The sequence below is a fragment of the Marinomonas phaeophyticola genome, assembly GCF_026966905.1.
GTDB classification, from domain to species: Bacteria; Pseudomonadota; Gammaproteobacteria; order Pseudomonadales; family Marinomonadaceae; genus Marinomonas; species Marinomonas phaeophyticola.
The window spans coordinates 1-10,768 of the sequence record NZ_JAPUBN010000009.1 but is presented as its reverse complement, the minus strand read 5'-3'; the positions used below and the strand labels follow the sequence as shown (position 1 = coordinate 10,768).

Here is a 10,768-nt window from a genome sequence, read left to right as displayed (position 1 = left end):
TACTGAACGAAGTACACTGAAGTAAAGATATTGGCTACCCATTTGATAGCTATGTTTGTTGCCACCTTTTAAGTTGCCTGCAGAGCCAACAGCATCACGGAAAGTCCATAATAGCTTGAAGAGTATTTAGCTGAGTACGCCATGATTTGGGTGTTCACAAATCCATTTTCTTCTAATGCTTGGCGAATCGCGCCAATACGGCCGTCCATCATATCTGAAGGTGCAACAATATCTGCACCAGCTTCTGCGTGAGATAAGGCTTGTTTAACTAAAATTTCGGTGGTGATGTCATTAAGGATATACCCCGTGTCATCAATAATGCCGTCTTGACCGTGTGTGGTAAACGGGTCTAGCGCTACGTCTGTCATCACACCTAATTGCGGAAAGGCTTGTTTTAGTTCACGTACTGCACGTTGTACTAGGCCATCTGGGTTGTATGACTCTTCAGCCATTAAGCTTTTCTTATCAACGGGTGTCACTGGGAATAGAGCAATCAGTGGGATCCCTAGCTCAACTAATTCTGCGGCTTCTTTTAATAATAAGTCGATAGAGTAGCGTTCAACACCTGGCATTGAGGCGACTTTTTCAGTGCGCTGAAAGCCTTCTAGCACAAACATAGGGTAAATAAGATCGTTCGCCGTTAGCGTGTTCTCAGACATTAAGCGACGGCTAAAATCATGTTTACGCATGCGGCGCATTCTGCGCTGAGGAAAGGCACTAGTAATAATATTCAATTTCGACTCCTGGATTAAATCTGGTCTGCTTCTTGGGTGTAATAACACGCTTTGTTTCGGCCACTGCGTTTTGCTTGATACAGGGCTTTATCTGCTTGCTCGAGTAATAACATAGGGTGCTCATCGCTGTCGATAATATCTGCACTCACACCAATACTTATTGTTAACGGTATATGATTATCGTTATGTACTATTTTTGATTCGCTAATTGCTTGGCGGATCTGTTCGGCAACTTGTAGGGCACCTTCAGCTTCGGTACTTGGCAGGATGATAGCAAACTCTTCACCACCAAAACGTGATACGAGATCGGTTGGGCGCTTTAAATATTCATTGAGCATTTGGGCAATTATTTTAATGGTGTAGTCACCCGTTAGATGGCCAAACTTGTCATTAATATCTTCAAGTTTGTCGATATCTACCATTAAAAGTGCCATTGGTGTTTGCTGACGGCGGCTAATCTCGGATTTCCTCTGCAACGAGGCGACGGTCAAAGGCACTGCGATTTTTAACACCAGTAAGGCTATCAATGGTATTTTGTTCAGTCAGCTTTTGATTTGCTTCATTAAGTTCTCTTAGGGTGATCTCTAACTCTAGCGTGCGTTCTTGTACCATGTTGCTCGAGCTTTTCACTGTTTTCAGACTCAGCAATTAATGCTTCTTCGCGAGCTTCTTTAATTCGTCGTGCTTGTTCCAGTGCTTGTTCGCTGAATTTTAAACTTGGCTTTACGCTCGTCGTTGTAACGTAATGCGAGCACGCCCGCCATAATGATCACCTCACAAGTTAGCCCTATCATGGTGGGGACGTGAGGTGCGATATTAAGCTTTAACAGGCCAAGATACAGTAAGCCAGTCATGATGCAACCCACCAATAAGGCAATTCTGCCTATGGCGTATAAAGTGGCATTGCGTTGACCGACAAATGCCTGGATCAGTGAAAACGTCACTAAAATGGTACTCACGGTTAATACGACAAAGACTAAGATATAAATCGCTGAGCTATATGGCATAAATGGCATTACAGCGGCAAGCGAAAATGCCATGAAAGCCATTACTCGGCAAATACGCAGCATTTTGAGATTATGGTATTTAAGCTGTAATACTTTTTCGGTAAACATTAAGGAAAACCCCAATGTTAATGGAATGACAAAGGTAAAGATGTATTGCTGCATTATGGGCCAATTAGGCCATAAATATCGGAATGAAACACCATGTATGCTGGCTGTAAGTAAGGTTAACCCTAGTACATAGCCGCTATAATAACTGTAGCTGAACGATAATGAAGCAAAGGCGATAAATAAACTGAATAGGCTAATCGCAATTAATAATCCAATTTGCAAACCAATATATAAGTTTTTGGTTTCAGTTATTTGAGTTAAATCATTTGGTGACCATAACACCATCGGTGTATTAACACTGCCTAGGCTGTCTATTTTGATATAAAACCTGTGAGTATCGCCGGGTTGTAAATCAATAGGGTATAAAAAATATTACTTTTGCAGCGGGCGATGAGTGAAGGGAAGTGAGTCCCCCATTTTTTGCGCGTCAACTAACTCACCATTAATCAAGTGATAAATCACAATACTGTCGAGTAGTGGATTATCTAAAGCGATAATCCGTGTGAGGTAATCGTCTGGGTTATAAATACTGAATGTCAGCCAATAATTACTGAGTCCCATTTTATGAGGCTGATTAGCCGGGAGCTTTTTTTCCAGGTGTGTTCGGGTTGTTCTAATAATTTGCTGAATAGGCTTATGTCGTTAGTTTTATTTATATAAACCCAGTCTATTAAGTCAATTTTAGTAATCGAATCTGAGGTCAGTCTTAACGGTACTGTTTGTAATGAGTCAGCCCAACTGAGTTGACTTAACACTAACAAACATAAGCCCAATATAAGACTTAAGCTGCTTTTTAATGATAAACCTGCACCGTTAAGCCTGTACATTAATCGTCAACCATCAATGGTGGGACGTTCAAACTAAAAAACTCACTGCTATTGCGGTAGCAATGTTGCGCCAGTTCATCGGGTGTTTGCTGGCGTAAGGCTGCAATGCACTCAACAATATAAGGTAAATATTGCGGTAGGTTTTTACTCGACTTAGGTTTAGGCGCATGCTGCGAGGCAATAAGTATGGACTGTCAGTTTCAGCCATTATGCGGTTATTAGGGATTAAGGGCACTAGCTGTGCAAGTTCTTGTCCGCGGCGTTCATCGCAAATCCAGCCTGTTATACCAATATATAAATCGGCATTTAAACAATCTTCAAGTTCATCTCTATTGCCGGTAAAGCAATGTAGTAAGCCTTTAGGTAATGCGCTGCGATATTCATTTACAATGGCAATAAAGTCTTGATGGGCATCGCGGCAATGCATTAACACCGGCATATTAAGCTCACAAGCTAGCGCTAATTGTTCGGCAAACGCTTGTCGTTGAGCAGGCCTAGGTGAAAAGTCACGGTTATAGTCAAGGCCGCACTCACCAATGGCAACTACACTGGGTTGTGCAGCAAGCTGTTTAAGTGTTTGACGGCTTTGAGGGTGCCAAGTTGATGCTTGATGAGGGTGAACACCAGCAGTGCTGAACAACTGCTGGGGATATTGTTGGCAAACAGCGTTGGCTTCAGCGCTTTCATCTAAATCGCTACCAATAACAATCAGCGGCGAAACATGCTGTTTTGCCGCATCATCAATGATCGTATCTATGTCGTGCTTTAACCTTTCGCTGAGTAGGTTAACCGCGATATCGATGTGTTGAGTCATAAGAATAAAATGGCTTAGGCTACTTTAAACGTTTCACTCGGGTGGTGGCATTACGCTCATCACTGCCCATTAAAAATGAATTAAGCGCACCAGTTTCAATATAAATATCATGGCCTTTTTTCACTTTGTAACGTTCAGCGTTAGTTTGTTTCCACACTTGACCGTTATCTAAGGTCACTATGAGGGCACCACCAGGGGCTTTTGATACATCGGCAACGGTAAAGTACAGACGACCGACTTCATCTTCAATGACTCTTTTCTGTAATCCAAAATCATTGACGCTTAGTTCGGGTGATGAGGCAGCAGTAGGCACTTCAATTGCGGCAGGTTTGACTGGTTGAGGTGGAACACTGGCGATAACGGGTGCAGCAGGTTTATTTGCGGCAACTGCATCGGCTGGTGCTTTGGCTACGGCAGGAAGGCTTATATTCGCGCTTGGATTAGCGTTAGCGGCTAATTCGTCATAACAGATTAAACGTTCAAGGCTGTCTGTTTTTTGAGCGCAAAAAGACAGTTGTTCGCCAAGTTGAGTGTTGGCCTGTGCATTAACTGATACCAATAAGATACCAGTCGCAATTAAACATAAGCGCATTGTTATTCCTTATTATTATTTAGGGCAGTGGAACGTTTCAGTTTACTGTTTGTTGCAACGTTCAAAAGGCTAGCAAAAAAATGGCCAATTAAGGCCATTTTTATTAGCTATCAGCGTGCTCATTCTCTGGCACGTCATCTTCTTCATCTTCTTTTTTACTGTAAAAACGCGCAGCTATCAAGCCACCTTCAAACAATAACAGCATTGGTACTGCTAGCATAGTCTGAGAAATAATATCGGGAGGTGTTAACATCATGCCAATCACAAAGGCACCCACCACGATGTAAGGGCGTTTTGCCCTCAATTCATCAGGTGTTGTTGCGCCAGCCCAGCATAATAGAACAACGGCTACCGGTATTTCAAAAGCCAAACCAAAAGCAAAAAAGAGCTTTAAAATAAAGCTTAAGTAACTACTGATGTCTGTTGCAACTTGTACACCCTCGGGGGCGACACTGGTAAAAAAACCAAATACAACAGGAAATACAATGTAGTAGGCAAACGCGATACCTAAATAAAACAACAATGTGCTACTGGTTAATAATGGCACGACCAAGCGTTTTTCATGCTTGTATAACCCTGGAGCTACAAATGACCATATTTGATACAGTACATAAGGGATAGCAATAAAAAATGCTAACACTAGTGTCAGTTTAAAAGGGGCAAAAAACGGCGCGGCTACATCGGTTGCAATCATGCTGCCAGTTTCAGGTAGCGATCGCATCAAAGGCAGTGCTATGTAGTGATAGATATCGTTTGCCCAATACACAATAGCAATGAATACAAGTAATACACTGCCAATAGCTTTAAGCAGTTTATTGCGTAATTCAAGTAAATGGCTGATAAGCGGTTGCTGTTGCGACATGAATTATCCGTTAGATTTAGGAGGTGAACTGTTCTCAGTCGTTTTTTCGGCTGGTTGCTCCACTGTCGTGCTCGATGTCGATGCTGTCTCGGTGGTTGGCGTTTTAGGAGAATCGTCTTCAACTTTATAAGGTCGATTAACTGATTCAGCTGCTTGCTTTAACTGATCAATCGACTCTTTTAACTCAGGCGATAAATTAGCTAAACCTTTGCTTTCCGCTTTTTTTAAGTCAGCATGTAACTGCTCGATTTTAAGTTCTTGCTCGAGTTCATCTTTGACAGAGTTAGCCATGCGCTTGAGGGCGCGTATCCAACCTGTTACCGAACGTACCGCCACTGGTAATCTTTCGGGCCGAGAACAACTAGCCCCAAAATACCAATCAGCAGCAGCTCCATAAAGCCGATACCGTCAAACATAATAAATTACGCCTGTTTATCTTTAGATTCAGGTTGCTTTTCAGCTGCCTGTTGCGAAGTCGCTGCAGTCTGCTCTTGTTCTGGCTCTTTGTCTTCGAGTGATTTCTTTTCTTCTTCAGGTGACATGGCATTTTTGAAGCCTTTTACTGCTCCACCCAAATCACCGCCTAAAGAGCGAAGTTTTTTAGTACCAAATAATAAAATGACAATTAACGCAACAATTAGAAGCTGCCAAATACTGATGCCGCCCATGAAGATTATCCTCTTTCAATAAATAATGGTTTATGCAAAACGTGATGTTAAAAGGTTACAATATCATCCAATTCTTTAAGTATTATGAACCTCTAATAAATTAGTGCTAGCTAAAATTTACGATTCTTTGGCCTAGATCTCCATCCTATTGCCCAAATCAACACACCAGCGCCAATGCAAGTATATGCAGGCCATAGTGTAGCTGTTTGTGAAATTAAAATTGTGCCGCAGATCAATAATACCGCAGAGGTGATCAATAGATAATTACTTTTGTGTGATTTTTGTTGATAGCGCAAGTACTTATCTAGCATTTGCTGTTGAGTACCCAGCAGTTTACGGCCTACTTTTAAGTTGTCGTAAATGAGTTCTGGAAACTCTGGCAGTTTGTCTGCCCAAAATGGCGCGTTAGATTTTACTTTACTGAACATGGCTTTGAAGCCAACTTGCTCTGCCATCCACTGTTCAAGGAAAGGTTTGGCTGTTTGCCATAAATCTAATTGTGGATAGAGCTGACGACCTAAGCCTTCGATGTAAAGGAGGGTTTTTTCAAGTAATACCAGTTGTGGCTGCACTACAATGTCAAAGTGGCGTGCGGTGCGAAATAGTTCTAGTAATACATGGCCAAATGAAATCTCGTCTAATGGTTTATTAAACATGGGCTCACATACTACTTTTACTGCCTGTTCAAAGGCGATAATGTCGGTGTGCTCAGACACCCAACCCGACTCAATATACAGTTGGGCAATACGGTGATAGTCGCGATTAAAAAAGGCTAAAAAGTTTTCTGCTAAGTAGCGTTTGTCGACCTCGGTTAAGGTGCCCATGATGCCGCAGTCTAAACCAATGTAAAATGGGTCATCTGGGTGTTCTCGGCTAATAAAAATGTTACCAGGATGCATGTCAGCATGGAAAAAGTTATCACGAAATACCTGGGTAAAAAACAGCTCTACGCCACGTTCTGCAAGCAGTTTAAAGTTGGTGCCTTGAGCACGCAGCGCTTCGGTGTCTGATACTGGAATACCGTAAATTCGCTCCATGACCATTAAGCGTTCATAGCTGTGTTCTTCATAGACAAAAGGCACATAAAGCGCATTTGAGTCGATAAAGTTATTGCGTAATTTAATGGCATTCAGCGCTTCAAGTTTTAAGTTAAGCTCACCTAAAATCGTGGTTTGGTAATCTTCAATCACTTCAGCTGGGCGTAAACGATTACCTTCACCGAGTATGGTTTCAAGCAAGTTTGCCGTTTGGGTCATTAACTGTAAGTCGGCCAGTATTTGCTGCTCTACGTTAGGGCGCAGCACCTTAAGTACCACGTCTTTACCGTTAGATTTTAATACTGCGGTATGCACTTGCGAAATGGACGCTGACGCCAATGGATTGTCGTCAAAATCATCAAAATAGGTGTCGATAGGAGCGCCAAGTTCGGCTTCTATAGCCTCACGCGCAAGGGCTGAATCAAACGGCGGCACTCTGTCTTGCAACATGGCGAGTTGGTAAGCCCATTCGTCGTCGAGTAAGTCGCGGCGAGTTGACAGCATTTGGCCAGTTTAATGTAAACTGGCACTAGATCTTGCATGGCGAGTTTTAAGCGTTCAGCAGGAGATTTACGTTTGTGCTTATTGCGGATCCAAAATAGGCTGTTACGTAAAATGACAAAATACCAAGGCTTTTTGTGTCGAGGAATGAGGTCATCTAGGCCAAAATGCAGAATGGTTTTAATGACATGGTAACCACGCCTGATACTTGCAAATGTCATTGAGTTATTTGCTCTCTTAATTTGGCTATTTTGGTTTCAATTTGCTCGGTTTTGCTCACGAGCTCTTCTAGATTATCACGAAAATGTACGATCTCAATTTTGTGTGGTGCCAGTCGGTATTCTTCGGTGGTTAACTGACTCACGTGTGCCCGTGATTTAAGCATCACCTGTTTAATCTCTTGGCCTAGTTGCTTAGCGCCTGTGATTAACTTGTGGGTTGGGGCATCGCCGAGATAACGCGATAAGGGGTCGGCAAAATCGAAATGAATATGCTGTAGGTAATAACTCAGCGTTTGCAGTAGCTGAATATCACCCTCTAAGCTGAGTTTATCTTGTTTGATCAACTCAGTTAAATTGGCGCCTTCGGTTAACTGGTACAACGTCGATGCATCGGCATTCACCGTAACCGCAACATCTCCTTCGTAATGGCTCATCACTTGTATTTGTTTGGCAAACACTAAGTATATGGGCCAATTGAGCTGACTTAATTGGATGCAAATCACTTTGCCATGCAATGATTTCTGCCTGGCATAATCATCTTTAGCTTGTTGCGGTAATCGATTAAAACCGGTTTCGATTGCCGCACAAACTAATAAAGCAAACTGATTGACGGCCATTAAAACTTATAACCTTTGTGTAAAGCCACAACGCCATCGGTCATATTGGTGTAATCAACCTGTTCAAAACCGGCATCTACCATCATTTGCTTTAAGGTTTCTTGATCAGGATGCATACGAATTGACTCGGCTAGGTATTCGTAGCTGTCGGCGTCTTTAGTGATAAGCTCGCCCATTTTTGGCAATACTTTAAAGCTATACATGTCGTACACTTTACGCATAATTTCATGCTTAGGTGTTGAAAACTCAAGTACCAACAGCTTGCCACCTGGCTTTAATACACGTTGCATTGAGCGTAGTGCAGCATCTTTATCTGTGACATTACGTAAACCAAATGCAATGGTAATGATGTCGAAGTGATTATCAGGAAACGGTAATGCTTCTGCGTTTGCTTGTACATAACTGACGTTATTAACAATGCCTTTGTCGCGCAGTTTAGTGCGACCCACTTTAAGCATAGAGTCATTGATATCAGCTAACACCACTTGGCCACGGTCACCCACTAAATGTGAAAACTTAGCCGTTAAATCGCCTGTGCCACCGGCTAAATCTAGGACTTTCATCCCTGGGCGTGCAGCAGCTGTTTCGATAGTGTGGCGCTTCCAAAAGCGGTGAATACCGAAAGACATCACGTCATTCATAATGTCGTATTTAGCGGCCACAGAGTGAAACACATCGGCAACTAAGTCCGCTTTTTTATCTGCTTCAACGGTTTTATATCCAAAATGCGTGTTCTTTGGTTCGCCCTCAGAACATCGGTATATTCCTATAATGTGCGATAATTAAGTGCGAGTGTAAGTCATTGCGAATGATTGCTGAAACACTGTGGTGCTAGAGTGTGACAACAATCAATTAGTTGTCTTGTCCGCACGCGATGGGTAATTCACATCATCTTGAACGCTACAATGAACTCGCGTCGATTAACCTTGGTAAAAATGACCATCAAAGGCTAAAAAATTGCTCTGCATTAGAGCATAAAATTAGCCTTTAATGAATAGCTTCAGTGGATTCTAATTCAAGCGAGCTAGCCGTCCTTGAATATAAGCATAAATTAATTCGCTCAACCCTTGGCCTACGTCACAATAACCCGCAGCTTCACCAGCGTGATGACATGACGGGGCGGCTTCTGCAAAGTGTACGTAACTGCACGAGTCAATGTTTGGCAATATAATGTACATAATGGCAGGCATCGAGAAGCGGAATACCGGCAAATGTGGCCGCGCTACTGGGCATATTGGCAATGGCATCAACGTCGAGTTCTAACGCGACGGAGTAATTGAGTTTGATTTAATCCTGCTGCAATGTGCTTTAATGCGGTGTCGAGCTGCAATTCTCTGCGCACCCAAATTTGTTGAAAACTATGCCATGTTGCGCCAAATAAACTCAGTTGCTCTAAAGTCGATTCGCTATTTTTTAGCTCGTGCAGCCCCAAAATATGGTAATGGTCTAACGCACCATTGGCTGCAAGCGTAGCTAAATCCATTACCGCTGTGACGACCTTCTCGGAGTCTAAAATCGCTGTGGGGATCTAAATTTACCGCGGCAACGGGAAGACCTGTGTAGGCTTTAATGGCCATTAATAGCCCGTACGCATTATTGTGACCACCACCGATGACAATGGGTTCTAATCCTGCTTGAAATAACTGGCTTGTGGCATCAATAACAAGTTGATCAAGTTCGGCTGTAGCCTGACGAAGTGCATCAACGCTGGTGGTTGAGTCTGGTTGTGTGGTTAAACTTATTTGGCCGATAATGGCACATTGGTTACCGTGTAAAAAACGATTTGATTGTAAATTTAAAAATTGAGCCATGCAGGCGTGTAAGGTTTCACTCGCGCCACCACGACCGAAGTTTGCCCGTGCACTCAATATCTTCAGCAATGGCTATGATGCCAAACTCGCGCGGCATTGGCTGCAAGTTGAGCGTTTTCAGCCAAGTTCAGTTTTGGATTAGCCAATAAGACTTGCTGGCCTAATTTGGTTTCATTGGCTCTGATGCTCAGTAAAGCATCACAATGTTGTTGGGTAAACGCGGTAAACATTGGTGTGTACCTCACATTGGCTGAATATTGACATAAAAAAACCAGCATAGCTGGTTTTTAGAAATCGTGTCGCCCTAGATGATGTAAGAGCGCTGTCGTTGAGCCTGAGCTATTATTCAATATCTAATGGTTCAGGTGACAAAATGACGCCGGTATTATCAGCGTAAATATGATCGCCTGGTAAGAAGGTTACACCACCAAAGTTAACCGGAATTTCAACTTCGCCAACGCCATTGCCTTCAGCGCCAACAGGAATTGATGCAATAGCTTGAATCCCAATGTCGAGCTCCTCGAGGGTGTCGACATCACGAACCGAACCATAGACAATAATACCTTCCCAGTTGTTTGCAACGGCAAGTTCAGCAATTTTGGCGTCAACTAAGGCGCGTCTTAGTGATCCGCCGCCATCAACTAACAGAACTTTACCTTCACCGTCTTCTTCTAAAGCATCCGCAATCAAGCCGTAGTCTTCAAAGCATTTTATGGTACTGATTGAGCCACCGAAGGAGCTGCAACCACCATAGTTACTGAACATAGGTTCGACGACATCAACTACATCTATATACATGTCGCAGAGTTCTGAGGTGTTGTATTCCATATTTAACTCCTGTTGGGCAGCAACGGTAAATTGCTGGGTAAAGCAAAGATAAATGAATTATATGAGCTTTTTGTGAAAATAAAAGCCTTATCAATCACCAGATTGCTGTAAATCAACTTATTGCTAAAACAGGTTAATTTG

15 protein-coding genes and 3 pseudogenes are annotated in these 10,768 nt (G+C 42.7%); all 18 read right to left on the bottom strand.

The genetic code is table 11. From position 1 onward, the window contains the following. Positions 1-689 (bottom strand): annotated as a pseudogene (gene hemB / locus O1D97_RS02635) (porphobilinogen synthase); the annotation flags it as partial. Positions 690-748: 59 nt separating this feature from the next. After that, positions 749-1,156, bottom strand: coding sequence for a GGDEF domain-containing protein (locus O1D97_RS02630; RefSeq protein ID WP_269122578.1), 408 nt, complete (start codon positions 1,154-1,156; stop codon positions 749-751). Between the two features lie 31 nt (positions 1,157-1,187). After that, on the bottom strand, positions 1,188-1,346 hold the full coding sequence (locus O1D97_RS02625; protein ID WP_269122577.1) for a hypothetical protein: 159 nt from the start codon (positions 1,344-1,346) through the stop codon (positions 1,188-1,190). Between the two features lie 59 nt (positions 1,347-1,405). Further along, positions 1,406-2,134 (bottom strand): 7TM-DISM domain-containing protein, encoded by a 729-nt coding sequence (locus O1D97_RS02620; RefSeq protein WP_269122575.1) that lies wholly within the window; start codon positions 2,132-2,134, stop codon positions 1,406-1,408. Between the two features lie 87 nt (positions 2,135-2,221). Further along, positions 2,222-2,410 (bottom strand): 7TMR-DISMED2 domain-containing protein, encoded by a 189-nt coding sequence (locus O1D97_RS19770; RefSeq protein ID WP_428981083.1) that lies wholly within the window; start codon positions 2,408-2,410, stop codon positions 2,222-2,224. Between the two features lie 265 nt (positions 2,411-2,675). After that, on the bottom strand, positions 2,676-2,783 hold the full coding sequence (locus tag O1D97_RS19765; protein ID WP_428981084.1) for a hypothetical protein: 108 nt from the start codon (positions 2,781-2,783) through the stop codon (positions 2,676-2,678). Between the two features lie 86 nt (positions 2,784-2,869). Beyond that, a pseudogene (locus O1D97_RS02615) lies at positions 2,870-3,490 on the bottom strand (TatD family hydrolase); the annotation flags it as partial. A 19-nt stretch (positions 3,491-3,509) separates the two neighbouring features. After that, on the bottom strand, positions 3,510-4,082 hold the full coding sequence (locus O1D97_RS02610) for a hypothetical protein (RefSeq protein ID WP_261731807.1): 573 nt from the start codon (positions 4,080-4,082) through the stop codon (positions 3,510-3,512). A gap of 103 nt (positions 4,083-4,185) precedes the next feature. Beyond that, a complete protein-coding gene (gene tatC, locus O1D97_RS02605) occupies positions 4,186-4,944 on the bottom strand; it encodes a twin-arginine translocase subunit TatC (protein WP_261731808.1) in 759 nt (252 codons plus the stop codon). Positions 4,945-4,947: 3 nt separating this feature from the next. Continuing rightward, complete coding sequence (locus O1D97_RS02600) at positions 4,948-5,235, bottom strand: hypothetical protein (protein WP_487353044.1); 288 nt, start codon at positions 5,233-5,235, stop codon at positions 4,948-4,950. 36 nt (positions 5,236-5,271) lie between these two features. Then, a pseudogene (locus O1D97_RS19990) lies at positions 5,272-5,339 on the bottom strand (twin-arginine translocase TatA/TatE family subunit); the annotation flags it as partial. A 27-nt stretch (positions 5,340-5,366) separates the two neighbouring features. After that, positions 5,367-5,612, bottom strand: a complete 246-nt coding sequence (tatA, locus tag O1D97_RS02595) for a Sec-independent protein translocase subunit TatA (protein WP_188918910.1) — start codon at positions 5,610-5,612, stop codon at positions 5,367-5,369. 110 nt (positions 5,613-5,722) lie between these two features. Then, positions 5,723-7,153 carry a ubiquinone biosynthesis regulatory protein kinase UbiB gene (gene ubiB / locus O1D97_RS02590; protein WP_269122569.1) on the bottom strand — a complete coding sequence of 477 codons (1,431 nt, stop codon included), beginning with the start codon at positions 7,151-7,153 and terminating at the stop codon, positions 5,723-5,725. 214 nt (positions 7,154-7,367) lie between these two features. Beyond that, a complete protein-coding gene (locus O1D97_RS02585) occupies positions 7,368-7,988 on the bottom strand; it encodes a ubiquinone biosynthesis accessory factor UbiJ (RefSeq protein WP_269122568.1) in 621 nt (206 codons plus the stop codon). Continuing rightward, entirely contained in the window at positions 7,988-8,752 is a 765-nt protein-coding gene (ubiE, locus tag O1D97_RS02580) for a bifunctional demethylmenaquinone methyltransferase/2-methoxy-6-polyprenyl-1,4-benzoquinol methylase UbiE (RefSeq protein WP_269122579.1), read from the bottom strand. Before ubiE ends, O1D97_RS02585 begins: the two co-directional genes overlap by 1 nt. Before the next feature lie 642 nt (positions 8,753-9,394). Further along, on the bottom strand, positions 9,395-9,868 hold the full coding sequence (locus O1D97_RS02575; protein ID WP_269122567.1) for an arginase family protein: 474 nt from the start codon (positions 9,866-9,868) through the stop codon (positions 9,395-9,397). Beyond that, positions 9,862-10,029, bottom strand: a complete 168-nt coding sequence (locus O1D97_RS02570) for a hypothetical protein (RefSeq protein WP_269122566.1) — start codon at positions 10,027-10,029, stop codon at positions 9,862-9,864. Before O1D97_RS02570 ends, O1D97_RS02575 begins: the two co-directional genes overlap by 7 nt. Before the next feature lie 112 nt (positions 10,030-10,141). Next, complete coding sequence (rraA, locus tag O1D97_RS02565) at positions 10,142-10,627, bottom strand: ribonuclease E activity regulator RraA (protein WP_188918900.1); 486 nt, start codon at positions 10,625-10,627, stop codon at positions 10,142-10,144. Positions 10,628-10,768: the final 141 nt, after the last annotated feature.

Bases quoted from the DNA above. Each gene is read 5' to 3' on its own strand.
- ubiB (WP_269122569.1), bottom strand. From the start codon at position 7,153: ATGCTGTCAACTCGCCGCGACTTACTCGACGACGAATGGGCTTACCAA.
- tatC (WP_261731808.1), bottom strand. From the start codon at position 4,944: ATGTCGCAACAGCAACCGCTTATCAGCCATTTACTTGAATTACGCAAT.
- tatA (WP_188918910.1), bottom strand. From the start codon at position 5,612: ATGGGCGGCATCAGTATTTGGCAGCTTCTAATTGTTGCGTTAATTGTC.
- O1D97_RS19770 (WP_428981083.1), bottom strand. From the start codon at position 2,410: ATGGGACTCAGTAATTATTGGCTGACATTCAGTATTTATAACCCAGAC.
- O1D97_RS02620 (WP_269122575.1), bottom strand. From the start codon at position 2,134: ATGGTGTTATGGTCACCAAATGATTTAACTCAAATAACTGAAACCAAA.
- O1D97_RS02585 (WP_269122568.1), bottom strand. From the start codon at position 7,988: ATGGCCGTCAATCAGTTTGCTTTATTAGTTTGTGCGGCAATCGAAACC.
- O1D97_RS02600 (WP_487353044.1), bottom strand. From the start codon at position 5,235: ATGGCTAACTCTGTCAAAGATGAACTCGAGCAAGAACTTAAAATCGAG.
- O1D97_RS02625 (WP_269122577.1), bottom strand. From the start codon at position 1,346: ATGGTACAAGAACGCACGCTAGAGTTAGAGATCACCCTAAGAGAACTT.
- rraA (WP_188918900.1), bottom strand. From the start codon at position 10,627: ATGGAATACAACACCTCAGAACTCTGCGACATGTATATAGATGTAGTT.
- O1D97_RS02610 (WP_261731807.1), bottom strand. From the start codon at position 4,082: ATGCGCTTATGTTTAATTGCGACTGGTATCTTATTGGTATCAGTTAAT.
- O1D97_RS02570 (WP_269122566.1), bottom strand. From the start codon at position 10,029: ATGTTTACCGCGTTTACCCAACAACATTGTGATGCTTTACTGAGCATC.
- O1D97_RS02630 (WP_269122578.1), bottom strand. From the start codon at position 1,156: ATGGTAGATATCGACAAACTTGAAGATATTAATGACAAGTTTGGCCAT.